This window comes from Pseudomonas sp. NPDC090592, assembly GCF_044769185.1.
In the GTDB taxonomy this organism is placed as follows: Bacteria; Pseudomonadota; Gammaproteobacteria; order Pseudomonadales; family Pseudomonadaceae; genus Aquipseudomonas.
The window spans coordinates 120,219-146,361 of the sequence record NZ_JBIVXJ010000012.1 but is presented as its reverse complement, the minus strand read 5'-3'; the positions used below and the strand labels follow the sequence as shown (position 1 = coordinate 146,361).

Below are 26,143 nucleotides of genomic sequence, written 5' to 3'. Positions count from 1 at the left end.
TGATTTGGTCTGTAGAGGATGCCCTGTGAGCCTGATCCCTGAACTGACTGGCAAGGCCGATGTGCTGATCTGCGGTGCTAGCCAAGGCATTGGCCTGGCGGTGTGCGCGGCATTGCTGGGCCGCGATGATGTAAACCGGGTTTGGGCTGTGTCGCGACACGCCAGCCATGCTGAGGGGCTGCTTGCACTCACCCAGGTACATGGCGAACGCGTGCAACTGCGGGACTGTGACGCGCGCGACGAGGTGGCGCTTGCAAGGCTTGCGCGTGAAGTAGGCACTGCCTGCACGCACCTGCACCTGGTCATCAGCACACTCGGTATACTCCACCAGGAGGGCGCCAGCGCTGAGAAGTCACTGGCGCAACTGGACCTCACCGGTCTGCAGGCCAGCTTCGCCACCAATGCATTTGCCCCAATCCTGTTGCTCAAGCACCTGCTGCCGCTGCTGCGCAAACAGCCTGCCACCTTTGCAGCGCTGTCAGCCAGGGTTGGCTCGATCAGCGACAATCGACTGGGTGGCTGGTACAGCTATCGTGCGAGCAAGGCAGCGTTGAACCAGTTGCTGCACACGGCAAGCATCGAGCTGAAACGGCTGAACCCGGCCGCTACGGTGTTGGCACTGCACCCGGGGACTACCGATACCGCACTGTCGCGGCCGTTTCAGGGGAATGTGCCGGAGGGGAAACTGTTTGAGCCGGCGTTTGCTGCGCAGTGTGTTATCGATCTGCTGGGACGGCTTGGACCTGCTGAGAGTGGCAGCTTCTGGGGTTGGGATGGCGAGCGGATAGGTTGGTAGATGCATACGGCGCGCCCTGTGGGAGATTGCCCACGTTGTCACGCAGAGAACTGATGCTGGGCGCTCCGCGTACTCTGTGGGAGCGGGCGCGCCCGCGAAAGCTCCAACGCGGTGCATGGCACCGGCTGCGCCGGTGTTCGCGGGCACGCCCGCTCCCACAGGGATCGCATGAGGGCTGCCAGTTGGTGGCCCCAGGATGCGCGAACTGCCCATGAAATCAGCTCACTACGCGGCGATGCACATCACCACTCAACTGGCCCAGCAAGACTGGCGAATGACGCTACAGAAGTTCCCGGGCCGGAATGCCGGCTCCTTGTCGGCAATCACATCCGCCTTCACATTGCCAAAGGTGGTTTGCGGCTTGTGCCGTATGCCGTTATAGAACGCCTGGATAATCGCCTCCTTGAAGTGGTCCCCGCGCGGGTGCGCCTGGACCACGGCATCCCGCGCAGCAACACCTAGCCCCTCGTGATGCAAGCCCAGCACATCGGTCTCCACACCCGCTGTGACCAAGGCAATCAACGGGTGCATATGCTCTGGAATGCCCGGCGTGGTGTGCAGCGCAATCGCCGTCCATACACGCTCGACATCACGCTCATCCACGCCATGACGCTGGAGAAAATCACGCGCCACGTTGGCGCCATCCACTTCAAAGCGGCAGCACTCGCTGCTGTGCTCATGGGTCAGCCCCATGTCGTGGAACATGCAGCCCGCGTACAACAGTTCACTGTCGTAGCGCAGCCCCAGCCGCTGCCCGGCAAGCGCCGCGAAGTAGAACACCCGGCTGGAATGGTGGAACAGCAAAGGGGAAGCCGTGTCGCGGACAAGCTCGGTGATTTCCCGAGCCATGGCGCTGTCAGGCAGATGGATACCGGCAATGGATGAGGACATGGTCGCTCCTTGGGTGGGTTTGTGACGCGTTCAGTCTGCGGCCATACCCCAACGTCCTCAATTGACTTGTAACGCCAGATACTGCCATTGTCATTGGATTACAGACTTGCCGCAAAATGCCCGGAGCCACCATGCCACCTCCCCCCCTTACGATCGCCATCCTGGCCATGCCCGGTGTGCAGATGCTGGATGCCTGCGGCCCGCTGGATGTGTTCGCCGAGGCCAACCGCCAACTGGGCCGCGATGCCTATCGCCTGGTGCTGCTGGCTTGCGAACCGGGGCCGGTAGTGAGTTCTTCCGGCACGCGGCTGTATGCCGACGGCTGGATCGGGGAAGACCTGCCAGCCATTGATACCCTGCTGATCGCGGGTACGCCGCAAGCCGCCGACCAGTACCTGCGCCCCGGCATTCTCGACTGGCTGCAGCAGCGGGCAAGCGCTTGCCGCCGTTATGGCTCGGTGTGCACCGGGGCCTTTGCCCTGGCAGCCGCCGGGCTGCTGGATAACCGGCGTGTCACCACGCATTGGGCCGTGGCCGAAACGCTGGCCGAGCGTTACCCACAGGTGCACGTGGATGCCGACGCCATCCAGGTGCACGACGGCAAGCTGCGAACCGCTGCCGGGGTGACAGCGGGGCTGGACCTGGCACTGGCTTTAGTGGAAGAGGACCTGGGGCGGGACATTGCCAGGCAGGTGGCCGGGCACCTGGTGATGTACTTCAAGCGGCCGGGCGGGCAATTGCAATTCAGCCGCCAGGGCGGCACATCACCGGTCGGGCGCTCGGCGCTACAGGGGTTGCAACGTTATGTAGCTGCCAACCCTGCGCTTGAGCACGGCGTGGCCAGCCTGGCGGCACGGGTGGGGCTTAGCCCCAGGCATTTTGCCCGCGTGTTCCAACACGATGTGGGCATGACCCCGGCGGCCTGGGTAGAACTGGCACGGGTGAACGCGGCGCGCGCACGGCTGGAGGCTGGGCAAGAGGCGCCAAAACAAGTGGCGGCGCTGTGCGGGTTTGCCAATGCCGATACATTGCGGCGGGCGTTTGTGAAGCATGTGGGGGTGACGCCGGCAGAGTATCGCAAGCGCTTTGGCCGATCGGGGTGAGCTCAAGCAGGTAGCGTGCTCCGCGCCGGGTGCACTGTTGCAGCCCGGCCGAGGCAGTGCGTTCCATCGCGGGTCGGCTTAGCGAGGGCCGCCGCCCTGATGGCCACCAAAGCCACCGCCACCACCGTGGCCACCACCACCATGACCACCGCCACCACCCGGGGGCATGAACATCCAGCAACCGGACAAGGCGGATACCAGCGCCGCAACCAGGGCTGCGCGCAAAAGGTGTTTCGACTTCATTGGAACGCTCCACAGGGTTAGATCAGCTGCCTGCCAGTAGCCGGTTCGGCAGCGGGCGGATTCTAGAACTGCGGGGTGATGGCATAGGGAAACTTTGCATATCTTTACAGTTGGTGCAGGCTTGCCAGCAGCCAGCCTGCAGTTCGCACCTTCATCTCTTCACGCATGGATAGCCCGGCAATGACCCTGTTCTACCTGAAACTCATCGTCACGCCCCTGTTGATGTGGGCAATCTCCCTCGCCTCGCGGCGCTGGGGCGGCCTGCTCGGTGGGCTGCTGTCGGGCCTGCCGATCACTTCGGCGCTGGTCATGACCTTCCTGTGCCTGGAACAGGGCACGGCATTCGCCATGGGCGCAGTACCCGGTGCGTTGGGCGGCCTGGCGGCGGTGCAGGCCACCTACACCTTCTACCTGTTCGCCACGCGCAGGCTCGGCGTCGCCGCGGCCGTGGTGCTGGCGCTGCTGTTCTATGGCCTGGCGGCGTATGCGTTTACCCATTGGGGCAGCCTGTACCTTTCCATTGCCGTGGCGTTGGTGCTGATTGGCGTGTTGATACGCGCCAGCGGCCGCGAGCCGAAACCCGATACCCTGGCCCGCCCCCGGCACCGGTTCTGGGAGATTCCCCTGCGCATGGTCTCGGCCACTTCCCTGCTGATGATCACCACCAGCCTGGCCAGCTGGCTGGGGCCGGCAACCAGCGGGATGCTGGCACCGATTCCGGTGATTGCCTGGCCGCTGGTGGTGTTCGCTCATGTGCAAAGCGGGCGGGCCGGGATGGCGGCGATGGTGCGCGGCAATGCGATTGGTGCGGTGGGGGTGATTGCGTTTTATCTGGTGCTGGCGGGGCTGCTCGAAGTGTGGGGCGCTGGACTGACCATCGGGCTGGCCATGCTTTACGCCGTGGTGCTGACCGTTGGGCTGGCCACTGTATTACGGCGGCGTTGAGGCGCCAGTAGGGCTGTTGGCAGTGCCTGAACTCAGCGTCATACCTGTGGGAGATTGCCCAGCCCATTGGGCCGCGCTGTCGCGCAGAGGACTGATGCCGGGCGCACCGCGTACCCTGTGGGAGCGGGCGTGCCCGCGAACACCGGCAAAGCCGGTGCCATACTCCGCGCAGGATGCTTCGCGGGTAAACCCGCCTCCACAGTGGCCGTGCCAGATCGATCAATTGAGGTAACCCATGGAGTATCAGATTCGCAAGGCGCTACCGGAAGATGCTGCGTGCATCAGCCGAGTGATCATTGCTGCCCTGCGGCAGTCAAATGCAGGGGACTACGATGCTGCGACCATTGCCAGGGTCGAGCAATCGTTCAGCGAAGCGGGAATTGTCGAGCTGCTAGGTAAACGTCAAGTATTCATTGCGGCTAATCACGATGAGGTGCTGGCTACTGCCAGCCTTGAAGCTGATGTAGTCAGAAGCGTTTTCGTCGCACCCGAATATCAGCGGGCAGGTATCGGCGAGCGGTTGATGATTGCAGTCGAAAACGAGGCGGTGGTGCGTGGCTCGAAGTGGTTGCGAGTGCCCTCTTCGATTACGGCACAGGGTTTCTATACACGTTTGGGGTATCGCAAGGTGCGGGATGAGTTCCATGGAAATGAACGCACGATCATCATGGAGAAACGGCTGATCCGGCCATGATGGCCGGGTCTGGACGCTGTGCTGGTGGCAGCGAGTTGTCAGGTGAGCCCAGATAATGAGTTGACTGAGGCTGTCTGCAGGCTAATCGCAGAAGACACCTTGGCGTCCTTACGGTAGCGAAACAGATAGTCTGCACCAGCGCTAAGAATCTTCCCGCTCGCACCCTCTGGCGTCGCCACATGCAAAAAGGTTGTCATCAGTCGAACACCCCCTGGATCTCATCCAACGTAGGCATGGCAGCTGTCATAAGCGCAAATTCACAGTCCAATGCCCCAAGCATCCTTGCATAGGCTGTCATACCCACCGTGGGGTCGCCTTTTTCGATGGCAATGACCTTCTGCCGCGTGATACCGGCCAACTCAGCGAGCCTGACTTGGGTAAGCCCGCGATGAAGACGGCGGGTGCGTAGCTGCTCGCCAAGACGGCTAATGATCAGTGAATAGTCCATGTTCCGTATACGTAACAAACATTAGTAAATGTAACGTATACGCAACCCAAAGCGAAATCAAAGCCTAAAGTGCCTGTAACCGACAGAATGCGTTCTTGTAGATGCAAAAATGCCAGAACTGTGGGTTATTCCACTCAACATTCAATTGTCCCCTCCAGGGGACATCGCCCGCCGCCGCCTCAAGTACAGTCATTCGCACACCTGAATACCTACAAGAATATGGATGTGCACCGCCATGCATCAGCCCCACAGCGAGCCACGCCGCTCCCTCTATTTCAACTACCAGGTCTACCCTGCCCACACCGCCAGCGTCGGCGCAGCCCACCCGGCCCGCAAACCCGTCGTGGTAGTAGGCGCCGGCCCGATCGGCCTGACCACCGCCCTGGACCTCGCCCGGCATGGCATCGCCAGCGTGGTGCTGGCTGCGGAGCGGCAAGTGAGCGAAGGCAGCCGGGCCATTGTGTTCACCCGCCGCTCGATGGAGATCTTGCAGCAGGTGGGTGTCGCCGAGCGGGTCTGTGAATTGGGCCTGCCGTGGCGCTGTGGCAATTCGTACTACCGCAATCAGCTGGTGTTCCGTATGGAAAACCCGCACGACCCAGACGACCGCTACGCCCCCATGACCAACCTGCAACAGCCCTGCCTGGAGCAGTTTCTGGTCGAGGCCGCCGAAGCCAACCCGTTGGTGGAACTGCGCTGGGGCAACCGCGTGACCGGTCTGCTGCAACATGACGACTTTGCCCGACTGAGTATTGATACCCCCGCCGGCAGCTATGAGCTGGACGCCGACTGGGTGATCGCCGCTGACGGCGCCCGCTCGACACTGCGCACGCTGCTGGACCTCAAGCTTGAGGGTACCGCCTACGAAGGCCGCTTCGTGATTGCCGACATCAAGATAGACCTGGGCCTGCCTACCGAGCGCCTGGCCTACTTCGACCCGGCCTGGAACCCGGGCAACACCGTATTGATGCACCGCGAGCCTGGCGACATCTGGCGCATCGACTATCAACTGCCCGAAAACGAAACCCCGGAACAGGCGCTGCAACCGGAATCACTGCGCGAACGCATCAATGCCCAGTTGCACATGCTGGGGGTGGAAAACCCTGAGTGGGAAATGGACTGGAGTTCGGTCTACTCCGCCCGCGCCCTGACCCTGCCTGATTACCTGCACAAGCGCGTGGTGTTTGTAGGGGACGCGGCACACCTGTTGCCGATTTTTGGCGTGCGCGGCGCCAACACAGGGTTCCAGGATTGCCACGACCTGGTGTGGAAACTGGCCCTCACTGTCAAAGGTCTGGCGGGGCCCAAGCTGCTACCGTCGTACTCCAGCGAACGCGTCGGTGCCGCACGCGAAATCATCAGCGAAGCCGGCAAGAGCACCCGGTTCATGGCGCCCCCTACTGCGGGCTACCGCCTGGTGCGCGATGCCGTATTGTCGTTGTCACTGGCCCACGGGTTCGTTCGCCCGTTGTACCACTGGCGCACTTCGCGGCCACACGACTACGCCGATTCGGTACTCAACTGCGCAGCTGACGACAACACACGTTTCACCGCTGGGCCGCGCAATGGCGCCCCGCTGCTGAACATTCGACTGGCCGAAAACGACTACCTGTTCGACCACCTGGATGCCAGCTTCTACCTGCTCTATTTCACCGACAGTGACTGCATCCCAAGCGACGTGCTCGAGCAGGCAAATGCGATCCGCAGCAGCGGTGTGCCGTTGCAGATCATTGCGATTGCACAACACGCCCAGCCTGCCATCACCGGTGCCGACCAGCTGATCGACGACGCCACCGGCCAAATCGCCACCCGCTACGGCATTACCCGCAGGGGTGCGTACCTGGTGCGCCCAGACCAGCACATCTGCGCCCGCTGGCTGCAGCTGTGCGCCACGCAACTGCGCACCGCCGTCGACACCGCCCTGGGCAAGCACTGAGAGGAACCGCCATGCACACCCTTACCGCAACAGACCTGGAACTGGTTTACGACGTATTGGCAGATGCCCTGGACCAGGCCACACCAGCCAAGGCCGAACTGTTCCTGACCAAACTGGCACTGCTCAGCGCACAGGCACTGGGCGATGCCCAGGGTTTCACCGAGCTTACCCAGTCGGCGCTGCAAGACCTGTAGCACCTGCCATCGCCCAAGCACCGCAGCCGGTGCCGCTCAAACCAATAATAATCAGGCGCCCCCATGCATCAGCACACTGCCCCGCTTGCCACGACAACCACTAACAGCAGCCCCCGACACACCGTGATGCGCAAAGTCTCCAGGCGCCTGCTCGGCTTTCTGTTCCTGTGCTTTGTGCTGTCGTTTCTCGACCGCATCAACATCGGCTTTGCCGGCCTGACCATGATGGGCGACCTGGGCCTGAGCAGCACCCAGTTCGGCCTGGCCACCACACTGTTCTACATCGCCTACATCGCCTGTGGCATCCCCAGCAACATGGCCCTGGCCAGGGTTGGCGCACGCAGATGGATTGGCAGCCTGATGATCGCCTGGGGGCTGGCTTCTACAGCGACATTGTTCGCGACCGATGCCGGCAGCCTTTACCTGCTGCGGATACTGGTCGGCGTCACCGAAGCCGGCTTCTTGCCCGGGGTGTTGCTGTACCTCACATTCTGGTTCCCGGCGGCCTATCGGGCACGCGCCAATGCCCTGTTCATGATCGCGATGCCCTTTACCGCGGGCTTCGGCTCGGCGCTGTCGGGGCTGATACTGAGCCTGGACGGGCTGTGGGGTTTGCACGGCTGGCAGTGGCTGTTCCTGCTTGAAGGCATGCCTTCTGTGATCATGGGCTTTGTGGTGTTCGGTTACCTTAACGACACACCGCACCAGGCCCACTGGCTGAGTGCCGAAGACAAACACCACTTGCAGCAGGCCCTGGCCGCCGATCACCCACCCTCAACCCGCCCTGCAGCTGATGAGCCCGCCAGCCTGCTGCGCGAAATGCTTTCGCCCACCGTACTGATGTTCAGCCTGGTGTACTTCTGCCTGGTGAACACCCTGGCGATGATTGCCGTGTGGACGCCGCTGATCATCAAGAGCATCAGCGGCGCCGACAGCAGCAACAGCACCATCGGCTTTCTGGCGATGATTCCGCAGGTGTGCACCATCATCGGCATGCTGCTGTGGGGGCTGCATTCTGACCGCAGCCAGGAACGCAAATGGCACCTGGTGCTGCCCATGTTGCTGGCTGCTGCGGGCTGGATGTTTGCCGCTTACGCGGGTAACCCGCTGGTGCAACTGTGCGGCATCTGCATGGCTGCCACCGGGTCCTACACGGCCATGTCGATTTTCTGGACCACGCCGGACCAGGCACTGACATTCAAGGCACGGGCCATTGGCATTGCGGTGATCAACGCGTTCGGCAACATCGGCTCGGCGCTGAACCCGCTGGTGGTCGGCTGGCTGAAGGACCTGACCCACAGCTTCACCGCCGGGATTGTGTATGCCACGGTGTTGCTGGTGATTGGCGCGCTGCTGACCTTCCTGCTGCCCCTGCCCAAATTGACCTCAAAGCCTGCACACCCACTGTAGGAGCGGGCTTGCCCGCGAACACCGGCAAAGCCGGTGCCATCCACAACGCAGTCATGCGTCATCACCCAAAGGCTCATTCACAGACGTTTCCTACAAGGTTTTAGGACGCCCCATGAACCTCCGGCAAGCGATTCCTCGTTAGTGTTCAGGGACCATCACGGTCCCTTTCCAAGCGAGGTCGCTTTTGACAATCAGTCAACGTATCGCCATTGCAACGGCTGAAGCCGGGCTCCCATCTGACCAATGCATGGCCTGCGAACGCCAGGGCTTGCCGATCCTCCCCCTGCGCCGCGCCCTGGTGCCGGACACCCGACCGCAGTGCCTCACCACCGTGGCCGGCAGCCTGCATATCTCGGCCAAACTGGGCGTACGAACGTTGCGCATGAGATATCTGTATGTGCTGCTCGACCATGGCAGCGCTTGGCTGGCCTTCTCCAGCGACCCTTGGCCGGTGGGTGTGCTGAATGCCTACAAGAAGGGCCAGGCGCCTGCGCACCGCTTCGAAGGGTTGGACCTGAGTCAGGCACGCAACAATCCCGAATTGCTGGGCATGGCCATGACGCCCAACAACCTGCAGGTCGAAAGAAGTGTTCGAATACGCGCACCGGTCCGACAAAAGCATGGCCAACGCGTACGCCACAATAGCTTTTAAGGCGAACAACGGATGACTGAGAGAATGAAATTCTTCGCTCATCGAGACTTTGGCTGGAAATACGACCTACCCACTAGTGAAGAAATACCTGAAGCACGAGACTTGACAGCTTCATCGAGCGCCCTGCCGAGCAGTATAGGCCGGATTCATTTCGAAATACCCAGAAAATCCATAAAAGTGCGAGGCGTATCCGTAACGGGAGGAGCAGCTATTTTTTTGTACCTTTTTTTAGAGGTGTTACCTATTACCCTTAATTCCATAGCTCGCGGCTGGCACTCAGGGATAGAAGTAACAATCTTTGGAGTCGTTATCATCTGTGCTGCAGTCTGGGCCTTCTTCCCTCTACTCAGAATGGATTTACGACTCCCGCGCAACGAGCCGATACGTTTCAATAGAGCACGCCAAAAAGTCTATTTCTATCAATACCGTTTTGATCGCCTGTACCCCTTCGGCAGCAAGGGCTGGGGAGTGAAGCCGGTGGCCTATGACTGGGCCGACCTCACCGCCGAGGTCTACAAGGTATACGCCCCCATGGGCTACGGCGGGCTTATTGAAAATGTGATGATCTCGGTTCGGAAACCAGGCACTGACGAAGTCCTCGATCGCCTGTTTCTGTGTGACAACATAGAACAAGGCAAGCAGTATTGGGCATTGGCGCGGTTGTACATGCAAAGTGGCTATGACGCGATCCCTGATGCGATGCGCCCTGTTCAGGGTCAGAAGGTTGGCAATGGCCTGAACCCCATGAACTACCTTGCACCCAAGGTCCAGTGGCCAACTGAAATCGACATAGAGTCTCGCAGTGCGCCGGCAATTGACGAGGTCTTCTGAAGTGCTGGACGTTGGCTGCAACCATGCTGCGCTGGATGGCACCGGCTACGCCGGTGTTCGCGGGCTCGCCCGCTCCCACAGGGATACAGTATTCCTGCGATCAACGCGAAACCTGTGGAACTGGGTCCATATATCGAGAACCTTACTATTATCGCCGCAATACTGTCTTTGAAGTTTTGGCCAACCGGACGTCGGAAGTGCACCCCAAAATTATTACTACTGAGCTCAACGAATGACAACAGAAGAAAAAACACTACCTCATCGAGGCGCCGGCTGGAGGCATGACCTTCCTCCGCATGACGCAATACCTTCGCCGCGCGAGGTCTATTCGGCGGCCATCGTACAAATCACTCGGGCCGGGCGTATTTTTATTGAATTCCCTCGCTCCTCGATCAGCGTGCGGGGGATATCATTTTTCGGAGGGCTGATGATTTTCGCATATCTGATAGGATTCATCATACCGGACCTTTTCGAAGCTCTTCTAAATTACCGGCAGACGAGACTAGACATCACATTCATAGGGCTCGCAATCGTGATGCTTTCAACCTGGGCCTTTTTCCCACTATTCCGTATAGACCTACGACTCCCGCGCAACGAGCCGATACGCTTCAATAGAGCACGCCAAAAAGTTTATTTCTATCAATACCGTTTTGATCGCCTGTACCCCTTCGGCAACAAGGGCTGGGGAGTGAAGCCGGTGGCCTATGACTGGGCCGACCTCACCGCCGAGGTCTACAAGGTATACGCCCCCATGGGCTACGGCGGGCTTATTGAAAATGTGATGATCTCGGTTCGAAAACCAGGCACTGACGAAGTCATCGATCGCCTGTTTCTGTGTGACAACATAGAACAAGGCAAGCAGTATTGGGCATTGGCGCGGTTGTACATGCAAAGTGGCTATGACGCGATCCCTGATGTGATGCGCCCTGTTCAGGGTCAGAAGATTGGCAATGGCCTGAACCCCATGAACTACCTTGCACCCAAGGCCCAGTGGCCAACTGAGATCGACATTGAGTCTCGCAGTGCGCCGGCAATTGACGAGGTCTTCTGAAGTGCTGGACGTTGGCTGCAACCATGCTGCGCTGGATGGCACCGGCTACGCCGGTGTTCGCGGGTGAACCCGCTCCCACAGGTACTGCGTTAGCCCTCGGCATTACGCTATCACTGTGGGAGCGGGTTTACCCGCGAAGAGGCCGGTACCGGCAGCAGGGATCTGTCTCAATGTGCGCCCAGATTCAACTCCATCGGTTGCGACATCAACGCTGAACCCTCGCGCAAAGGCTCGGGTATGCCGACGGGGTGGAAACCACTCGCCCTGTACAAGTGCATCGCTGGGCTTTCGGCAATCGTCATGCCCAGGCGAACACGCTTCGCACCCCGATCCGAAGCCCAGGTGATCGCACGTTCCAGCAAGGCCCGCCCTACTCCACAGCCACGTGCATCAGGCGCTACCCACATCTGGAAAAGCTCGACCACATCCGCTTCAGTAGCCAACGACTTGCACCACACCAAGCCGCAAACCTCATTGTGCTGCGACGCAAAGAATGCTTGGGCACTGCTGGACGAAACCATGGCTGAGACGCGGGCCTGCCACTCGCCCTCTTCCCTGGTTGACTCATGCTCATAGGTACTTGCGAAGGCATCCTCCGACTCACGCAGGGCCCTGAGCCGTATCTCCCTGTAAGCTCGCCAATCGCTTTCTGTTACAGAATGAACAATCGCCATGGCACTTCCATTTGCGTTGTCTCAGCGAGAGACCCAAAACATTAGCCTACCAAACCTGCGAAGAAAATGTAGCACTCTCTCGAGAGCCCTTTGCCGGGCGCGAAAATCGTAATGTTAACGCTCAAACCTACGCGACCAGACTACAAGCCTACGGAGACGCTAAAATCATCACCTCCCAAGTGCCGAACGTTTACCTGATTGCTGACATCTCGACCATCATCCGTTACAAATTTGTAATGGGACAATAGGAAATCTTCACGATGAACAATGCCTTCATTACGCTGTTTTCTGCCCCAAGCGATCATCAGCCCGCCGGTAATTGAAATGAGCCCAGGGTTCAATTGTATGTGCTGGATCAGGGTAAGGCCTGAGAACCGATCGTAATAAATAACCTCAGGACCGAACAGGGCGATACCCACACCCAGCGCCGCAACCACAGAACCGATAAATATGAGCAACCTACCATAAAACACCTGATCCCCAGCTCGCCCCTCAAGATGATGCGCGTAAGCCTCGGAAAAACCGGGGACATTGTAGCTCTGCTCAGCCAGTTTCAAATCCACCTGCCCTATCAGGCACTCTTCCGTCCTCCCTTGCATGGTCATCTCCCCGAAAAGATTCCATACTAAGCGATCAATGCTAGCTAAAGTGCAGCTCGATCCAACTTCAGAAATGCCCTACGACCGAAGTTAACACATCCTAAATCGTTATTTGTAACGCTGAAGACCTCTGTCAAACACTCTCTTATTCTATGCACAGTCACCTTGTGACGGCGATTCAGCGCCTACCGGCAGGCCCTTCCCACGATTCAAAACACCGACCAGCCAATCCGCGAACTCAGCAACTCCAGCGCCGCCATCCCGGCCAGGGAGTTGCCCGCCGCATTCAGCTCCGGCGACCACACGCAAACGGTAAACTGCCCCGGCACGATCGCCACAATCCCCCCACCCACACCACTCTTGCCAGGCAACCCCACGCGGTAGGCGAAATTACCGGCTTCGTCATACAGCCCGCTGGTGGCCATGATCGAGTTCACCTGCTGGGCCTGGCGACGGGTAAGAATCTGCTCCTCGCTGTGCTTGCAGAACCCATCGTTGGCCAAAAAGCAGAACGCCCGGGCCAGGTCCAGGCAGTTCATTTGCAGCGCGCAGTAACTGAAGTAACTGCGCAGCACCTGCTCGACCTCGTTATGGAAGTTGCCAAAAGACTGCATCAGGTAAGCCATGGCCGCGTTGCGCGCGCGGAACTGGTATTCCGAATCCGCGACGCGGGTATCCATCGAGATGTGCGGGTTGCCCGACAGCCGCCGCACAAAATCGCGCATCGACAACGTGGGTGCAGCGAAGCGCGACTGGTTGATGTCGCAGATCACCAGCGCCCCCGCATTGATGAACGGATTGCGCGGGCGCCCGCGCTCGAACTCCAGCTGTACCAGCGAGTTGAACGGCTGGCCTGAGGGCTCATGGCCAAGCCGCTGCCAAATGGCCTCACCCGAGTGGCCGATCGCCTGCACCAGGCTGAACACCTTGGAAATACTCTGCACCGAGAACGGCACCAACGCGTCGCCTGCGCAGTAATGGCTGCCATCGTTGCTGTACACCGCAATGCCCAGCTGCTGCGCCGGCACATCGGCCAGCGCCGGTATGTAGTCCGCCACTTTGCCCTTGCCGATCAAGGGACGTACTTCTTCAAGAATCTCGTTCAACAGCGTTTGCATGAAAGGCCCTGGCTCAATAACCCCAGGCGACGGCAAGGGGTCGCATTCTTGACGAAGACCGAGCGGCAGAGATCACACATTCGGCAACAAATGCGCTTGCGCCTGGCAGCCCAGAGTGTGCGCAACATCACGTTCCGGCACTGGTTAGCACATTCGTACTATTTGCGATCCGGTGAGCACTGCCGATACTCCCTGCCTTCATCCGTTGCACCTGAGGACCGCCAACGCCCCCTGCGCTGGCCGCCACTTGCGTGGCCTTTAATGGACTATCCGGAGTCGCCATGAAGCCCCTGTTCAGCCTATCCCCGCTCACGTTCGCCATCACCCTTGCCATGCTGCCGACCGCCCACGCTGCGGATTACATCCTAGACAGCGGCGAGGACACCTTCAGCAGTGACCGCGCCTACGATGGCACGGTGTCACTGCGCCCCGGCAACGGCGTGCCTGCCAGCCTTACCATCAACAATGGCGCCGAACTCACCAGCAAAGGTGGGCGCATTGGTGGCTCATCCACCAACGATGAAGCCAGCACGGCAATGGCGACTGTCACGGTCCAGGGCCCCGGCGCCCGCTGGGTGGTGCCGCGCACCACGGCCGTGCTCGGTAACACCATCGTCATCGGCGGCGCCGGCCAGGGCACGCTGAACGTGCTCGATGGCGGGCAAGTGCTTGTGCGCGACCTGCAACTGAGCGACAACGGCAATGCCGGCAATGCCCTGTCCCGGGCCAACCTGGTGGTTAGCGGTGCAGGCTCGAAGGTGGATGCCGTTGAGGTGACCTCCGGTGGCGTATTCCTGTATGACTCGCGCATCACCCTGAAGGACGGCGGGCAGCTTGCCAGCGAACGTGTGGCCATCAACTCGATCAGCGAGCTGTCTGGCGCCAACACGCGCTGGGACAACACCGGCACCTTCCGCAACCGCAACGACCTGAGCCTGAGCGATGGCGCGGTGCTGACCAGCGATTCGATGACGCTGGGCTCGGCCAACCTCAGCCGCAACACCGTGGTGAGCGTGACCGGCGAAGGCACACGCCTGGCCACGCGTGCGCTGACCTTGGGCACCACCACCGCCAGCACCATCCTGGTGCTGGCCAACGGCGCCGAGCTGAGCAGCACCGACGGCATCGACATCAGCGAACTGACCAGCATCAACTCGGCCGCACGCGGCACCCTCAGCATCGGTGGCGCAGTGGTGAGGGACGATAGCCGCACCGATATCGATGCCATTACCGCCAGCGCTGCACAAGCCGCCGGCCAGCTGGACCCACAAACGGCGATCCGCTTTGGCGCTGGCAGCGGTGCGCTGGCGTTCAACCACACCGACAGCGACCTGCAACTGAGCAACAGCATCAGCGGTGCCGGCCGGGTGTATGCCTTCAGCGGCAATACCACCCTGAGCGGCGACCTGACCGGGATGTCTGGCAGCACGGTGGTGCGCGGCGGGCGCCTGGTGCTGGCCGGCGATGTCGACCAGACCAACCCGCGCGGCACCTCGCTGCTGAGCATCGGCAATGGCACCCTGGTGGTCAACGGCACCGTGGGCCATACCGACACTGCGGGCAATTACAGCAACCGTGCCCAGGTGCTGGATGGCGGTGTGCTGGCCGGTGTCGGCCAGGTCGGCAGCACCCAGGTTGCCTCTGGCGGTACCCTGTCGCCGGGTGAAGGCGCGCTGGGCACCCTGTCGATCAATGGTGACCTGGACATGGCGGCCGGCTCGCGTTACGCCGCCGATATCGCCGGTGATGGCGGGTCGGACCGGGTCAACGTCAGCGGCACCGCGACCCTGCGCGGCACACGGGTGGATGTGACCACGCTCAACGACGCGCAAAGCTACCAGACCGGGCAAACCTACACCCTGCTGGCCGCCCAGGGCGGCGTGGTGGACGGTGCTGCCGCTGGTGCCGCCTATGCAGAGGCATTCACCAACTCGGCGTTCCTCAACGTGAGCTTGCAGCGCACGGCCAATGAACTGAACCTGACCATCGCGCAGAAAACCACCACGCCCGAGCCACCGGTTGAACCACCCGTTGAACCGCCGGTAGAGCCACCGGTTGAACCGCCTGTTGAGCCGCCGGTGCAGCCCCCGGTGCAGCCCCCGGTCGAGCCGCCTGTTGAGCCGCCGGTGCAGCCTCCAGTCGAGCCACCTGTTGAACCACCAGTACAGCCCCCGGTCCAGCCGCCTGTGCAGCCCCCGGTACAACCACCGGTCCAGCCGCCAGAAACAGGCGGACCTGGCACCCCCGGCATCTTCCAGACCGTGGCGGTTACCGAAAACCAGTGGAATACCGCAGGCGCACTGAGCGAGCTGGAACAGAGCGGCGACCCGCTGCGCCTGTACAACAACCTGCTGGTGCTGGATGCCGACAGCGCACGCGATGCCATCGACCAGCTCGCCGGTGACTACCACGCCAGCACCGGCACCGCGCTGATCGCCAACAGCCAAGTGGTCTCTGGCGTGCTGGGCACCCGCCTGCGCAGCCTGTTCGACAGCACCACCGTGCGCATGCCGCTGGGTGCGTCGAACCTCATGCCCACCACCCCGCAAGCGCAAGGTGGTGCCTGGGCGCAAGTATTCGGCAACTGGTCGAAGCTGGACGGCAACAACGGCGCCAGCGGCCTGCGCCAAAGAACCGGTGGCGTGCTGATTGGTGCCGATGGCAGCATCAACCCGGACTGGCGCGCCGGCGTGTACGGCGGCTACAGCCGCACCAAGTTCGACGCCGACGACCGCGATGCCAAAGGCCACAGCGACAACTACCACCTGGGCCTGTACACCGGCGCCCAGCTGGACGCCCTGCGCCTGAGTGCAGATGTTGGCTACACCTGGCACAAGCTGGACAGCAAACGCAACGTGGCCTTTGCCGGGTTCAACGACCACCTGAAGGGCAAGCGCGACGCCAACACGTTGCAGGCCAGTGGTGAAGCGGCTTACCGCATCGGCCTGGGCGCGGTGGCGCTGGAGCCGTTCGTGGGCGTGTCGTACGTGAAGTACGACGCTGACAGCTTCCGTGAAAAAGGCGGTGCCGCGGCCCTGAGCGTGTCCAGTGAAAAGCAGGACACCTGGTTCTCGACCGTGGGCATGCGCGCCTCCACCCAGACCCGCGTGGCCGACCATGCCACCGAGCTGTACGGCTCGCTGGGCTGGCGCCGCGCCTACGGCGACCTGGACCCGCGCAGCACCCAGGCCTTTGCCGGTGGCCCGGACTTTGCGGTGCAGGGCATTGCCCAGACGCGCAACGTGGCCATGACCGAAGTGGGCGCGAAAGTGCAACTGAACCGCCAGACCGAGGTGGGGCTGTCGTATCAGGGGCAGTTTGGTTCGGATGCCCGGTTCCATTCGGTGAATGCGGGGGTGACGGTTCGGTTCTAAGCTGCGGTATGGCACCGGCTACGCCGTTGTTCGCGGGTAAACCGGACCGCCGCTCCCACAGGCATCGTGTTAACTCAAAGCCAGCACAGTCACTGTGGGAGCGGGCAAGCCCGCGAAACAGGCAACGCAGTGGATGGCACCGGCTTTGCCGGTGTTCGCGGGCTCGCCCGCTCCCACAGAGATTGCGCGAGCTTGGAAATATTGAATAAGACAGTTGCTCTCACCTGGGGCGCAGGCATGCAGCCACCCCATCGCTACCTCAGGCAGCCGCTGCCGAGCACTCATCTAGCTTGATTCGAGCGCCGGGCCATGCAGGTGGTTGCGATAGGCGCATTCACACTCCGCCTCGGCGCGCGTCGAAATGTTGAGCACCAACCGGGTCTTGTCATGCGTGTCGTAAAGGTCGAAGCCAGAGCCACTGGCGCAAAGGATGCCAATGCGACGTGGGAAGATTTCTTTATCGATGGGAAGCGCCGGAACCACAACAAAGCGTCGCTGCATGGTTGCTTCTCTCCCGCAGTACCTAAGTATTAGTCCTTCTGCATAGAGCACCCTCAAACGTCATGGTTCGAAAAATCTGAAACAGTCAGGTCGGGTTAGCCGAACATCGCCTGAACGTTGGCAACCAGGTCTTCCATCGCGAATGGCTTGATCAACACGGCCGACGAAGTGCGCAAGACCTCATCGTCAAACACTGAAGGGCTCGCGTAGCCGGTCATGAAAATGACCGGTAACCCTTCACGCGTTTGTCGGCCGAAGCTCGCCATCTCCCGACCATCAAGGCCTCCCGGCAGGCCAATGTCCGTTACCAGCAAATCGATGCGTGCGTCAGAGGCCAGCAGTTGTAGGCCGGCCTGGCTATCAGCGGCCTCGATAACCGTGCACCCCAAACCACTGAGCACCTCACTCACAAACAAACGCACAGAAGGCTCGTCATCCACAATCAGCACAGTATGGTCAGCCCAATTGGGTGAAAACTCAGGCGGCATCTCCGCCACGCCGGTGCATTCAGGCAGGCCCTGGCTGGCTGGCAGATAAAGCTGTACCCGCGTCCCTACCCCTTCTTCTGAACAAATCCTGACTTGCCCGCCCGACTGCTTGGCAAAGCCATACACCATCGACAAGCCCAGCCCTGTGCCTTCGCCCATCGCTTTGGTAGTGAAGAACGGCTCGCACGCTTTCGACAGTGTATCCGCCGACATCCCCATGCCATTGTCCGCCACACTGATGGCCAGGTACGAACCCGGGGTAAGCTCGGCGTCCAGGCCCGGGCCTGCCTCAAGGGCCTCATTTGCAGTGGTGATGGTGATCTTGCCAGCACGCTTGCCAATGGCATCGCGTGCATTTATGCAGAGGTTCAGCAGCGAGTTCTCGACCTGAACCGGGTCTACCAAGCAGGTGGAACGCTGCGCTTTCAAATCCACTTTCAGCTGAATCATCGGGCCGACGGTGCGCCGTACAAGGTCCTCCAGGCCACCAATCAAGCCATTGACGTCGGTACGGGCGGGCTGCAAAGGTTGCCGGCGCGAAAACGCCAGCAAGCGATGCGTAAGGGCCGCAGCCTTGTGCGCCGCCTGGTGCGCCACCTCGATATAACGCTCCACATCCGCCAACCGCCCTTGCTTGCCTCGCAGCCTGGCCAGGTCCAGGCTGCCGGTGATGCCTGCCAGCAGGTTGTTGAAGTCGTGTGCGATGCCACCGGTAAGCTGGCCTATCGCTTCCATTTTCTGCGATTGGCGTAGCGCATCCTGTGCGGCCTGGCGCTGGGCCACGGCTTCGCTGATGCGTGCTTCCAGCGTGCGGTTCAGGTTCAACAACGCGGCTTCGGCCTGCTTTCTTGCAGTAACGTCTATAGAGGAACCAATCAGCCCTATGACTGCTCCCGCCTCATCGAGCAACGGCGCCTTGACGGACAGCCATGTGGTTGCAGAGCCGTTCGGCATGTCGACCCGCTCTTCGATCTGCACAGCCTTGCCGCCACGCATGATCTGTTGGTCGGTCTGCATCACCTGGCGTGCCTGGGCCTTGTCTTCGAGGAATTCGAGGTCGGTCTTGCCCAGGTAGAACTCCGGCGGTTTGCCGATCAGCTGCGTCGCACCGTGGTTGGCAATGAGCATCCTGCCTTCAACGTCTTTTGCATACACAACCCCAGGCACTGCGGCGGTAAAGGTTCGCAGCAGCGCCGAGACGCGATCGCGCTCAGCCTCGGCCGCCCTTCGCGACTCGATGTCCATGAGCACGCCAGGGAAGCGTATGGCCTGCCCCTCGGCGTCCAGCTCTGCATGCCCGTTGGCCTCGATCCAGTGATAGAGGCCGGCTTCGTTACGAACGCGGTATTCACAACGGAACGTACCGCCTCGCGACATCGCTTCATGGATTTCCCGGGAAACACGCTCACGGTCATCCGGGTAGATCGAGGTGAAGGCTTCGGCGATTGGAATGCCCGCTTCACACTTTTGAGCAGGAATGCCGAACGACCGGGAGAAGCGTTCGTCTGCCGTTACCAGGTCGTTCGGAATATCCCAGACCCACGTACCCACGACCGCAGCGGCTTCCAGGACCAGGCGTAGTTGCTCGGACGAATGCTCCGTGACGGCCTCGTTCGCAGACCCCACGCCTGCTGCCTGCTGCGGGCGCAACGGGTCATACCCTTCTTTATCCATGACTCACCTCTGTCGCTTGCTCCAGATCATAGTCTTACGGGCGACAGAAACCGAATTGAACAGCTCATCCGGTCGCACGGCCTAACGTTTTGGAGCCCACTTGCGAGGAGCCAGACCATGATCGACCCCAACCACCCCGACCCCTACGTTGACGAGATACCACACAACCCTGGCGAGCCGGTACCCAACCCTGAGCCGGAGCCGGAAGCGCCTGATTGGCCGGACGGCCAGGTGCCTCCGGAAGAGCAGTCCGACGGCTGAGCCTGGGTGCAAACGCAAAAGGCCCGCGCAAAGGGCGCGGGCCTTTCAGCAAGCAAGTGCGCGCCGATCAGTTATCCAGCTCGTCCTTGATGATTTTGCCGTCGTGTGGATCGACCTGGAACTCATACTGTTTGCCATCCGCCTTGATGCCCTCGCCTTCCCAATGGCCATCGTCGGCTTCGATCTTGGTGATCTGCGTGTAGCCTGCGCCTTTCAGCGTGGCCTCAGCCTGGTCCTTGTTGACTTTCCAGTCTGCACCGGGCGTGTCTGCCCAGGCGCAAGAAGCGCCCAAAGCGCCCGCCAGTGTCAGGCCAGTGAACAGTTGAGTCATCGCTTTCATCGCCAACTTCCTTTTTGCTGTGAAGGTGAACATCCGACCAGGCCGGCATGGCCTGGGTTCACTCGGAGCGCGTGACGTTATGGCGACAGATTCTTCACGTAGTTTTCACATGCGGTCAGGCACGCTTCAATCATCCCTACGTGATAGACCTTGCCCGCTTCGGCGGGCTTTCTTTTGCGCGCGATCTGCCTTGATGCAATGCAAGCAGTTGAGCAGACCTGCATCAAGACGAAGCTACCTGGGCCCCAGGCCAGGTAACAGCCTGCGCCACGATCACATCCTTGCCATTGAACGTGAGCGCAGGCCCGCCATGAAGTTGGTACCCCAGCTTCAAGGCTTCACTGACACGATGGCAAAAGGAAGCATCATCGGGGCCCGTCAGTACCCGGTAAATCGGTAGCCCATCCGGTGGTAGCGTCATCTGTTTGGTCCTTGCACAAGGCGGTGAGAGCGCCAAGGGTACTCTGAACGACCAAGTCACAGCCAGCCGTCAGAGCGCCGCAATTCCATGTGGGAGCGGGCATGCCCGCGAAGCAGGCGACTCGGTGCATGGCACCGGCTGCGCCGGTGTACACAGCAGTAGCCGCCCTCACAATCACACCGCAAACCCGAAGCCTGCACAGTACCCCTGTGGGAGCGGGCATGCCCGCGAAGCAGGCGACTCGGTGCGTGGCACCGGCTGCGCCGGTGTTCACAACCGTGGCCGCCCTTACAAGTCCACCGCAAACCCGAAGCCTGCTCAGTCCACCTGTGGGAGCGGGTTCACCCGCGAACACCGGCAAAGCCGGTGCCATCCACTGCGGATGCAAGCCAGCCACCCCCAAATTGGTTATCCTGCCCAAAAGCCCAGCCCCAGCGGCCGCCAACAACAATAAAACCTGCCTTGCCCCCGGGAATAACCGTATGGAATTCTGGCCATTACGCCCCTCCACCACCGACTTGCGCCTGAGCATCGAGCAAACCGCCACCCTGCTCTCCCGCACCACCGAAAGCCACGGCAAGCTGCTGGCCGCCGACATGCTGAAACTGGTCAGCGCCCAGGTGCCCCTGGCCCAATGCACCCTCTTCGCCTACAGCCCCAACCGCAGCCCGCAGGTCATCTCCTTCGCCGACCGCGCCCGCATGCTCGAGCTGCCCAGAATCTCCAGCAACTACGCCGAACGCTTCTACAGCATGGACGGCAACCAACAGGCGATGACCACACGCCCTGCCCCATCCACCACCGGCCGCATCATGGTGCAACGCCAAGGCATCGAAGACATCACCCACCGCGACTACCGACGCATCTGCTACGAGCTGCCGCAAATCTCCGAACGCGTTGCACTGCTGGCCCATTGCGAGGGCAACCGCTGGCTGTCGGTGAATTTCTATCGAGGGCGTGAACATGGCCGCTTTTCAGCTAACGAGATCAACGTCATCGAAACAGTTGCCCCGCTGATCGTACAAATCTCGCGCCTGCATTACCGGACCTACCTCGAAGCCAATGAAATGCCGGCACTGCTGAGTGAACGGGTGGTCAGCCTGTACCCGGAACTGACCCGGCGTGACCAGGAGCTGCTGCAATTGATGCTGAGCGGGTGTGAGGTGGAGGGTATTAGCGTGAGCATGGGTATTCAGCTTTCGAGTGCGGCTACGTATATCAAGCGGTTGTATCGGAAGCTGGGGGTTTCTGGGCAGCGGGAGTTGTTGGCGTTGGCTACGCAGCGTAAGTGGTCGGGGCAGGTGCACTGACTGCAACTCCCCTCTTTTGCAAGGCCGATGTGGTGTCGGCATCAGGCAAAAAGCTGGGGAGGCATCGCTATGAATGCAGCTGGTCAGTTAACCGGAACAAGGCGCTCGCGTTGAGCAGCGGTCAAATCGTCGATAACACCCACTTTCAGGGGCTGCTCGCCAGCATCGGCCAACGGCTTGCCCATATCCGCAGAGGCAAACTCCGGCAGTTTGTACATGGCGCCGGTCAGTGGGTCGACAATGAGCATGCCGATAATTCCGCCGATCAGGATATTGCCCCAGTACCAACCGCTAAGGCTCGAATCCAGTTCCACAGTCTTGTCTGGATAGCCTTCCTTTTTGAACCGCAGGGTATAGGTCTGGCCCGAGAAGTAGCCTTTCCCCGACTTCAGGGTTACGGTACTTGGGGTATTGCCAGTGTGTACGACGGTACCGTTCTTGTCGGTGATTTCAAATGACGCACCAGGCGGTGCACTTGATACCGCTACCGGATATCGCGACTCCCCAACAATGCTCGCACATCCCTGAATACCCACCATTGCTGCAGTTACCGCCGCCCCAATCAACTTCCGAACCATCATCAGGAGTGCTCCATTGCGCCGTCGTTGGCAAGGCCGGTCATCGGCCGGGCGCAACTATATACAAAGTAATATCACTTTGACACTATCGATCTGGACGTTAATGCAGGGTACGGCCTAATGCCACTCAGTTAAGACTGCCGGGGCTACTGCGCAGCCCATCGCCAGCAAGCCAGCTCCCACACCGATTGCACTGAACTCAAGCCATGCGCCATACCTGTGGGACCTGGCTTGCCGGCGATGGGCCGCAACGCGGCCCCAAATTGTTTAACTGACTGGCATTAGGGTACGGCCACACGATCAACCAACCCAAGGCTTCCCATGGTCAACTCAGTCGTATCGATATCGGAACAAGCATTCTTCAGCATCGTCACCTCGGCGCTGGAGGCCTACAAAGTCGAGCATCAGCTTGAGAACGGCGACTTCGCAGCGCGTGTGGAAACGTTCGGCCACCTGTGGGGTTACGCCCAAAACTCCATGGGCGGACAAACCATGTATCGCGTGGTTTGGGCCGACACGTGCACCGCGGTCACCCGAGACAAAGGGTCGATCTCCTGCGGTGATGCACCGCAGGAAATCAAACAAAGCTTCATCGATACGTTCTTCCCCGAGGTCACGTTCCTCGGCGATTATCACAGCCATCCGTACAGCTACCAGGATGATGAGATCAAGACCGAGCTGGAGCTGGAGCGAGGGGGCTACTATCGCTTCTCCGATGCCGACTTCCGCGCGGTGAAGCAGCAGCAGGATGGCGGGCTGGATTACCGCGTTGGGCTGGTAGCCACCGTGTTTGAGCGCGATGAAAAGATCAAGCGTGCGATGAAGATTCTGGATGAAGAAAGCGCCCTGCGGTTTCAGGTCGGCTCCGTGACGATCTGGCTCAAAGCCTACGTGTGGACAGAGGACGAAAACCTGAAATACCGCCGCAAGGCGGACCGCATGGTGCGCCTGGTATGCCCAAGCTTGAACGTGTTCGCGGGTATGCGGGATGGGTGGGCCGGGCTGCCGCAGCAAAACTGAGAAGGTATTCGCTGCCTTTCAAGTCTTGCGATCACGGCCGCATCAGAGGCTCGATGCCGATCCATTTCTTGACCGGGTGATAACACAACTGCAACGGCGGAATCTCCACCTTCCGCCCCTCTACTTGCAGGCTGCCCAGGTGAATGGTCCACTTGGAATCGGCATTCAGCTTGTCTGTCTGGAAGATCACATAAGCCGAGCCGTATCGTTTGTTGTTGGTGAGCTTGGGAATGTGGCGGTGCACTTCATCGCTGTTGATATCGTACGGCGATGGCCTGGCAGCCCGCTCATTCACAGACGGAAAGTCGTAGATATCGTTGAGGCCCACGTACACCTCGGGCCGGGCATTCAGGCGCGAGCCGTCTTCAAAGGTGATGTAGGCCTGGCGGCTGTCGTAGAGCACCGGGATCGGCGGTTCGCCACGCTTGGAATCGGTCGACGGGCGCTGGCGGTCCTTGTTGTAGGCGATCATCTGCACGAAGAACTCCGGCCGGGGGTATTGCTCGCCCGGGTATTGCACGTGCAGACCTTGCTCGTAGCGCTTTTCACCCCATTGGGCGGCGTGGTCGTAGAGGTAGGTTTCCAGGTAGAGGGTGGTTTCGCCTTTTGGGCCTGGGGCTTTGAACTGGAATTCGGAATCGCACAGGTCCGCGTAGGCGGCGCGTTCGCGTTTCCAGGGGAGGCAGGCGGTTAGTGAGGCTGTGGCCAGCAGGAGCAGGAGGGAGGTGGCGCGTTTGAGGTTGGTCATGACCTGCCTTGGTCTGGGTGCGATTGGGGTAGTTTCGGGGGTTGGGGGGCGGAAGTCCATGGTGACTGTTTGACATCACCGGGTCATGGCTGGATACAGGGATGGGTGGGTGGTTAGCTTTTTGAGAGATTTGGATCGATGGCTGAGCGGCGAACGCTGCAGAATTTGACGGCAAACGCGGGGAAGGAATCAGAAAAAAGAACTTCCTTGTAGGGCATTTCCCAAAGATACTCCCTGCGCCTGATTTTCGTTGCGCATGGTCAACGTGGGTTCTAGTCTCGGCTGGTCGCTGCCAATTCAGCGACCGGTTTTGACAGACCGCTGACGTTGTCCTCATGTGCTCGCTTTCATGGCGGCTGTACGTGCGGGCACCTTCTGGTGCGCCGAGTGCCAACGTCTCGGTCTGTCAACCCGCGTACAGCTGCCACCTTCTTGTTTGACAGCAAGGGCGAGGTAGCTCCACTTTCTTACGTTGGAGTTACACGATGCTAAAGATCGTCCCAGATCCACCCCACAAGACTCTCTGCCTTGGAGACACCCTGATCCAAGCCACGGACTACGCGCTATGCGCAGCGACCGTCGTGCATCAGGCAATGCTTCTGCAGCCCAAATCGCCTGTGTCAATCCTGATGATGACCTCGATGCATGAACTGGAGGCGCTGCGAGTTTTGCTTGAAACCGCATTGGTTCAGCTCCAGATGCCCAGCGAGCCCAGTACATCGCATTGAGACTTAAGTGATTGTGTCGCCTGGGTTCGCGTTCCACTGGCAAGCCAGGCCCTCACAATGCTCAGTGCTACGCCGCAGGTCTTGGCGTTTGTGCAGCAGCTGTGGGGGATTGCTAGCGATGACGCCAGCCCAGGTCCTAGAGATTTCGGGGAGATTGAACAATGTCTACAGAAGAAACCAAATTCACCGTCGGCAAAACCACCTTCTACCAAGGTGAAAACCAGACCCATCCCCTCTTCCGCATCGAAGCCGGCATTCCTTGTCAGAGCGCCCGCGAACAGGCCTCGGAGCTGATGGGCTATGCGCGGGATATGACCTTGGACGGATTGATGGAAGATAAACCGCAGCTGATCTGGGCTTCGCATTATCTCTGCGCTTTGGCCAAGGCGCTGATGGATGATGCTGAGCTTGGCATGATGCGCTGAATTCCCAATTACTCATCCGATGCCTTCAAGACTGAATTCTAATCCCGGTTTTGAAGGCGATCTGACTACGTGGCAGGCTCACCCAATCTCATACCGAAGGCCTACTCCAAAGACGTCAACAGCAGGCACCAAGCTCTGCAAAAACTGATTCGACTACATCCTCAGGAGCCCTAAAGAGCCACCCTCAAAAAACTCAAAAAGACTGAGCAGACCTCACCCAGCAGCCTGCTGAATCAAGCCCTCCACGATTCAAGATCAGAACATAAAGTCTCGAACAAGAACTCTACAACTTTAGCTCGCCCATCACCCAGTGCTGAAGCGATAGTAAGCACAGAAACCAACATAACGTTTACGACATGCAAATTAGTTGCATTACCAAGGCAGCTCAATATTTCCCCGAATTTCTCAAGCATAGTGGCTTGAGTAAAACTCAAATCCTGAACCACATGCGTTGAAGGCGTTAAGTAAAGAATGTTCGCACGGGTCCGCAAGCCATACGCCTCAGTCAGCATGCCATAACCTTCAGAAGGGAAAGCCTCGTCTTGGCCCGCCAGCCTTCTCAGTGCCTCCTGAAAAGCCATAGATAAATTAAGAATTAGCTCTGAGAACTCCTTCACACTGACTTCATTGGCCAGCGCTGCAGATTTTTCTGAGGACTTCAACATAGTCATAACACCTCTATAAAGTATT

Annotated in this window: 29 protein-coding genes; 16 read left to right on the top strand and 13 right to left on the bottom strand. The window is 60.0% G+C overall.

All coding sequences use genetic code 11. The features are described 5' to 3' along the window. Positions 1–25: 25 nt before the first annotated feature. Positions 26–796, top strand: coding sequence for an SDR family NAD(P)-dependent oxidoreductase (locus tag ACIQUI_RS13395; RefSeq protein WP_403199146.1), 771 nt, complete (start codon positions 26–28; stop codon positions 794–796). A 249-nt stretch (positions 797–1,045) separates the two neighbouring features. On the opposite strand, the gene ACIQUI_RS13390 is transcribed toward ACIQUI_RS13395, so the two are convergent. Next, positions 1,046–1,687, bottom strand: coding sequence for an HD domain-containing protein (locus ACIQUI_RS13390; RefSeq protein ID WP_403199144.1), 642 nt, complete (start codon positions 1,685–1,687; stop codon positions 1,046–1,048). Between the two features lie 131 nt (positions 1,688–1,818). Between ACIQUI_RS13390 and ACIQUI_RS13385 the strand changes: the two genes are divergently transcribed. Beyond that, the gene (locus ACIQUI_RS13385; RefSeq protein WP_403199142.1) at positions 1,819–2,790 is read left to right on the top strand and encodes a GlxA family transcriptional regulator; all 972 of its coding nucleotides are present in this window, start codon (positions 1,819–1,821) and stop codon (positions 2,788–2,790) included. A gap of 78 nt (positions 2,791–2,868) precedes the next feature. Here the strand turns inward: ACIQUI_RS13385 and ACIQUI_RS13380 are convergent, their stop codons facing one another. Continuing rightward, the gene (locus tag ACIQUI_RS13380) at positions 2,869–3,033 is read right to left on the bottom strand and encodes a hypothetical protein (RefSeq protein ID WP_391131453.1); all 165 of its coding nucleotides are present in this window, start codon (positions 3,031–3,033) and stop codon (positions 2,869–2,871) included. Between the two features lie 180 nt (positions 3,034–3,213). Between ACIQUI_RS13380 and ACIQUI_RS13375 the strand changes: the two genes are divergently transcribed. Together ACIQUI_RS13375 and ACIQUI_RS13370 are read left to right on the top strand one after the other, a co-directional pair. After that, positions 3,214–3,978, top strand: coding sequence for a hypothetical protein (locus tag ACIQUI_RS13375; protein WP_403199138.1), 765 nt, complete (start codon positions 3,214–3,216; stop codon positions 3,976–3,978). Between the two features lie 235 nt (positions 3,979–4,213). Further along, positions 4,214–4,672 carry a GNAT family N-acetyltransferase gene (locus ACIQUI_RS13370; RefSeq protein ID WP_403199136.1) on the top strand — a complete coding sequence of 153 codons (459 nt, stop codon included), beginning with the start codon at positions 4,214–4,216 and terminating at the stop codon, positions 4,670–4,672. 196 nt (positions 4,673–4,868) lie between these two features. On the opposite strand, the gene ACIQUI_RS13365 is transcribed toward ACIQUI_RS13370, so the two are convergent. Beyond that, the gene (locus ACIQUI_RS13365; RefSeq protein WP_403199133.1) at positions 4,869–5,120 is read right to left on the bottom strand and encodes a helix-turn-helix transcriptional regulator; all 252 of its coding nucleotides are present in this window, start codon (positions 5,118–5,120) and stop codon (positions 4,869–4,871) included. A 235-nt stretch (positions 5,121–5,355) separates the two neighbouring features. On the opposite strand from ACIQUI_RS13365, the gene ACIQUI_RS13360 reads away from it, so the two are divergent. From ACIQUI_RS13360 to ACIQUI_RS13335, 6 genes are all read left to right on the top strand, one after another. Further along, positions 5,356–7,056, top strand: a complete 1,701-nt coding sequence (locus ACIQUI_RS13360; protein ID WP_403199130.1) for an FAD-dependent monooxygenase — start codon at positions 5,356–5,358, stop codon at positions 7,054–7,056. A gap of 11 nt (positions 7,057–7,067) precedes the next feature. Next, positions 7,068–7,250 carry a DUF2783 domain-containing protein gene (locus ACIQUI_RS13355; protein WP_403199127.1) on the top strand — a complete coding sequence of 61 codons (183 nt, stop codon included), beginning with the start codon at positions 7,068–7,070 and terminating at the stop codon, positions 7,248–7,250. Between the two features lie 126 nt (positions 7,251–7,376). Beyond that, positions 7,377–8,660, top strand: coding sequence for an MFS transporter (locus ACIQUI_RS13350; RefSeq protein WP_403199124.1), 1,284 nt, complete (start codon positions 7,377–7,379; stop codon positions 8,658–8,660). Between the two features lie 247 nt (positions 8,661–8,907). Next, the gene (locus ACIQUI_RS13345) at positions 8,908–9,312 is read left to right on the top strand and encodes a hypothetical protein (protein WP_403199121.1); all 405 of its coding nucleotides are present in this window, start codon (positions 8,908–8,910) and stop codon (positions 9,310–9,312) included. 24 nt (positions 9,313–9,336) lie between these two features. Continuing rightward, entirely contained in the window at positions 9,337–10,143 is an 807-nt protein-coding gene (locus ACIQUI_RS13340) for a DUF6708 domain-containing protein (RefSeq protein ID WP_403199118.1), read from the top strand. 232 nt (positions 10,144–10,375) lie between these two features. Then, positions 10,376–11,194 (top strand): DUF6708 domain-containing protein, encoded by an 819-nt coding sequence (locus tag ACIQUI_RS13335; protein ID WP_403199115.1) that lies wholly within the window; start codon positions 10,376–10,378, stop codon positions 11,192–11,194. Positions 11,195–11,361: 167 nt separating this feature from the next. Here the strand turns inward: ACIQUI_RS13335 and ACIQUI_RS13330 are convergent, their stop codons facing one another. From ACIQUI_RS13330 to glsB, 3 genes are all read right to left on the bottom strand, one after another. Beyond that, positions 11,362–11,868, bottom strand: coding sequence for a GNAT family N-acetyltransferase (locus tag ACIQUI_RS13330; RefSeq protein ID WP_403199112.1), 507 nt, complete (start codon positions 11,866–11,868; stop codon positions 11,362–11,364). A gap of 140 nt (positions 11,869–12,008) precedes the next feature. After that, on the bottom strand, positions 12,009–12,467 hold the full coding sequence (locus ACIQUI_RS13325) for a hypothetical protein (RefSeq protein ID WP_403199109.1): 459 nt from the start codon (positions 12,465–12,467) through the stop codon (positions 12,009–12,011). Between the two features lie 209 nt (positions 12,468–12,676). After that, positions 12,677–13,585 carry a glutaminase B gene (glsB, locus tag ACIQUI_RS13320; RefSeq protein WP_403199106.1) on the bottom strand — a complete coding sequence of 303 codons (909 nt, stop codon included), beginning with the start codon at positions 13,583–13,585 and terminating at the stop codon, positions 12,677–12,679. A gap of 362 nt (positions 13,586–13,947) precedes the next feature. On the opposite strand from glsB, the gene ACIQUI_RS13315 reads away from it, so the two are divergent. Further along, the gene (locus tag ACIQUI_RS13315; protein WP_403199230.1) at positions 13,948–16,959 is read left to right on the top strand and encodes an autotransporter domain-containing protein; all 3,012 of its coding nucleotides are present in this window, start codon (positions 13,948–13,950) and stop codon (positions 16,957–16,959) included. Between the two features lie 285 nt (positions 16,960–17,244). Here ACIQUI_RS13315 and ACIQUI_RS13310 read toward each other — a convergent pair whose 3' ends face one another. Then, on the bottom strand, positions 17,245–17,460 hold the full coding sequence (locus tag ACIQUI_RS13310; protein WP_403199103.1) for a hypothetical protein: 216 nt from the start codon (positions 17,458–17,460) through the stop codon (positions 17,245–17,247). 95 nt (positions 17,461–17,555) lie between these two features. Further along, on the bottom strand, positions 17,556–19,622 hold the full coding sequence (locus tag ACIQUI_RS13305) for a PAS domain-containing protein (RefSeq protein WP_403199101.1): 2,067 nt from the start codon (positions 19,620–19,622) through the stop codon (positions 17,556–17,558). Positions 19,623–19,739: 117 nt separating this feature from the next. Here ACIQUI_RS13305 and ACIQUI_RS13300 point away from each other — a divergent pair, with 117 nt between their 5' ends. Next, on the top strand, positions 19,740–19,883 hold the full coding sequence (locus tag ACIQUI_RS13300) for a hypothetical protein (protein ID WP_403199098.1): 144 nt from the start codon (positions 19,740–19,742) through the stop codon (positions 19,881–19,883). Positions 19,884–19,950: 67 nt separating this feature from the next. On the opposite strand, the gene ACIQUI_RS13295 is transcribed toward ACIQUI_RS13300, so the two are convergent. Together ACIQUI_RS13295 and ACIQUI_RS13290 are read right to left on the bottom strand one after the other, a co-directional pair. Next, positions 19,951–20,223 (bottom strand): PepSY domain-containing protein, encoded by a 273-nt coding sequence (locus ACIQUI_RS13295; protein ID WP_403199095.1) that lies wholly within the window; start codon positions 20,221–20,223, stop codon positions 19,951–19,953. Between the two features lie 223 nt (positions 20,224–20,446). Then, the gene (locus ACIQUI_RS13290) at positions 20,447–20,644 is read right to left on the bottom strand and encodes a DUF1737 domain-containing protein (RefSeq protein ID WP_403199093.1); all 198 of its coding nucleotides are present in this window, start codon (positions 20,642–20,644) and stop codon (positions 20,447–20,449) included. A 482-nt stretch (positions 20,645–21,126) separates the two neighbouring features. Here ACIQUI_RS13290 and ACIQUI_RS13285 point away from each other — a divergent pair, with 482 nt between their 5' ends. After that, positions 21,127–21,954: a helix-turn-helix transcriptional regulator gene (locus ACIQUI_RS13285; RefSeq protein ID WP_403199090.1), complete on the top strand. Its 828-nt coding sequence runs from the start codon at positions 21,127–21,129 to the stop codon at positions 21,952–21,954. An 83-nt stretch (positions 21,955–22,037) separates the two neighbouring features. Here ACIQUI_RS13285 and ACIQUI_RS13280 read toward each other — a convergent pair whose 3' ends face one another. Next, positions 22,038–22,535 (bottom strand): hypothetical protein, encoded by a 498-nt coding sequence (locus ACIQUI_RS13280; protein WP_403199087.1) that lies wholly within the window; start codon positions 22,533–22,535, stop codon positions 22,038–22,040. Positions 22,536–22,853: 318 nt separating this feature from the next. Between ACIQUI_RS13280 and ACIQUI_RS13275 the strand changes: the two genes are divergently transcribed. After that, on the top strand, positions 22,854–23,552 hold the full coding sequence (locus ACIQUI_RS13275; RefSeq protein ID WP_403199085.1) for a hypothetical protein: 699 nt from the start codon (positions 22,854–22,856) through the stop codon (positions 23,550–23,552). Positions 23,553–23,583: 31 nt separating this feature from the next. On the opposite strand, the gene ACIQUI_RS13270 is transcribed toward ACIQUI_RS13275, so the two are convergent. Further along, positions 23,584–24,300 (bottom strand): hypothetical protein, encoded by a 717-nt coding sequence (locus tag ACIQUI_RS13270; protein WP_403199083.1) that lies wholly within the window; start codon positions 24,298–24,300, stop codon positions 23,584–23,586. A 485-nt stretch (positions 24,301–24,785) separates the two neighbouring features. Here ACIQUI_RS13270 and ACIQUI_RS13265 point away from each other — a divergent pair, with 485 nt between their 5' ends. Continuing rightward, a complete protein-coding gene (locus ACIQUI_RS13265) occupies positions 24,786–25,028 on the top strand; it encodes a hypothetical protein (protein WP_403199081.1) in 243 nt (80 codons plus the stop codon). Between the two features lie 161 nt (positions 25,029–25,189). After that, positions 25,190–25,453 carry a DUF3077 domain-containing protein gene (locus tag ACIQUI_RS13260; RefSeq protein WP_003250694.1) on the top strand — a complete coding sequence of 88 codons (264 nt, stop codon included), beginning with the start codon at positions 25,190–25,192 and terminating at the stop codon, positions 25,451–25,453. A gap of 233 nt (positions 25,454–25,686) precedes the next feature. Here the strand turns inward: ACIQUI_RS13260 and ACIQUI_RS13255 are convergent, their stop codons facing one another. Further along, positions 25,687–26,124 (bottom strand): hypothetical protein, encoded by a 438-nt coding sequence (locus tag ACIQUI_RS13255; protein ID WP_403199078.1) that lies wholly within the window; start codon positions 26,122–26,124, stop codon positions 25,687–25,689. Positions 26,125–26,143: the final 19 nt, after the last annotated feature.

Excerpts from the sequence above, each read along its gene's own strand:
- ACIQUI_RS13310 (WP_403199103.1), bottom strand. The coding sequence starts at position 17,460 with ATGCAGCGACGCTTTGTTGTGGTTCCGGCGCTTCCCATCGATAAAGAA.
- ACIQUI_RS13290 (WP_403199093.1), bottom strand. The coding sequence starts at position 20,644 with ATGACGCTACCACCGGATGGGCTACCGATTTACCGGGTACTGACGGGC.
- ACIQUI_RS13295 (WP_403199095.1), bottom strand. The coding sequence starts at position 20,223 with ATGAAAGCGATGACTCAACTGTTCACTGGCCTGACACTGGCGGGCGCT.
- ACIQUI_RS13325 (WP_403199109.1), bottom strand. The coding sequence starts at position 12,467 with ATGCAAGGGAGGACGGAAGAGTGCCTGATAGGGCAGGTGGATTTGAAA.
- ACIQUI_RS13330 (WP_403199112.1), bottom strand. The coding sequence starts at position 11,868 with ATGGCGATTGTTCATTCTGTAACAGAAAGCGATTGGCGAGCTTACAGG.
- ACIQUI_RS13280 (WP_403199087.1), bottom strand. The coding sequence starts at position 22,535 with ATGATGGTTCGGAAGTTGATTGGGGCGGCGGTAACTGCAGCAATGGTG.
- ACIQUI_RS13305 (WP_403199101.1), bottom strand. The coding sequence starts at position 19,622 with ATGGATAAAGAAGGGTATGACCCGTTGCGCCCGCAGCAGGCAGCAGGC.
- ACIQUI_RS13365 (WP_403199133.1), bottom strand. The coding sequence starts at position 5,120 with ATGGACTATTCACTGATCATTAGCCGTCTTGGCGAGCAGCTACGCACC.
- ACIQUI_RS13300 (WP_403199098.1), top strand. The coding sequence starts at position 19,740 with ATGATCGACCCCAACCACCCCGACCCCTACGTTGACGAGATACCACAC.
- ACIQUI_RS13345 (WP_403199121.1), top strand. The coding sequence starts at position 8,908 with ATGGCCTGCGAACGCCAGGGCTTGCCGATCCTCCCCCTGCGCCGCGCC.
- glsB (WP_403199106.1), bottom strand. The coding sequence starts at position 13,585 with ATGCAAACGCTGTTGAACGAGATTCTTGAAGAAGTACGTCCCTTGATC.
- ACIQUI_RS13260 (WP_003250694.1), top strand. The coding sequence starts at position 25,190 with ATGTCTACAGAAGAAACCAAATTCACCGTCGGCAAAACCACCTTCTAC.
- ACIQUI_RS13390 (WP_403199144.1), bottom strand. The coding sequence starts at position 1,687 with ATGTCCTCATCCATTGCCGGTATCCATCTGCCTGACAGCGCCATGGCT.
- ACIQUI_RS13380 (WP_391131453.1), bottom strand. The coding sequence starts at position 3,033 with ATGAAGTCGAAACACCTTTTGCGCGCAGCCCTGGTTGCGGCGCTGGTA.
- ACIQUI_RS13270 (WP_403199083.1), bottom strand. The coding sequence starts at position 24,300 with ATGACCAACCTCAAACGCGCCACCTCCCTCCTGCTCCTGCTGGCCACA.
- ACIQUI_RS13370 (WP_403199136.1), top strand. The coding sequence starts at position 4,214 with ATGGAGTATCAGATTCGCAAGGCGCTACCGGAAGATGCTGCGTGCATC.
- ACIQUI_RS13375 (WP_403199138.1), top strand. The coding sequence starts at position 3,214 with ATGACCCTGTTCTACCTGAAACTCATCGTCACGCCCCTGTTGATGTGG.
- ACIQUI_RS13360 (WP_403199130.1), top strand. The coding sequence starts at position 5,356 with ATGCATCAGCCCCACAGCGAGCCACGCCGCTCCCTCTATTTCAACTAC.
- ACIQUI_RS13335 (WP_403199115.1), top strand. The coding sequence starts at position 10,376 with ATGACAACAGAAGAAAAAACACTACCTCATCGAGGCGCCGGCTGGAGG.
- ACIQUI_RS13285 (WP_403199090.1), top strand. The coding sequence starts at position 21,127 with ATGGAATTCTGGCCATTACGCCCCTCCACCACCGACTTGCGCCTGAGC.
- ACIQUI_RS13255 (WP_403199078.1), bottom strand. The coding sequence starts at position 26,124 with ATGACTATGTTGAAGTCCTCAGAAAAATCTGCAGCGCTGGCCAATGAA.
- ACIQUI_RS13340 (WP_403199118.1), top strand. The coding sequence starts at position 9,337 with ATGAAATTCTTCGCTCATCGAGACTTTGGCTGGAAATACGACCTACCC.
- ACIQUI_RS13265 (WP_403199081.1), top strand. The coding sequence starts at position 24,786 with ATGCTAAAGATCGTCCCAGATCCACCCCACAAGACTCTCTGCCTTGGA.
- ACIQUI_RS13355 (WP_403199127.1), top strand. The coding sequence starts at position 7,068 with ATGCACACCCTTACCGCAACAGACCTGGAACTGGTTTACGACGTATTG.
- ACIQUI_RS13275 (WP_403199085.1), top strand. The coding sequence starts at position 22,854 with ATGGTCAACTCAGTCGTATCGATATCGGAACAAGCATTCTTCAGCATC.
- ACIQUI_RS13385 (WP_403199142.1), top strand. The coding sequence starts at position 1,819 with ATGCCACCTCCCCCCCTTACGATCGCCATCCTGGCCATGCCCGGTGTG.
- ACIQUI_RS13350 (WP_403199124.1), top strand. The coding sequence starts at position 7,377 with ATGCGCAAAGTCTCCAGGCGCCTGCTCGGCTTTCTGTTCCTGTGCTTT.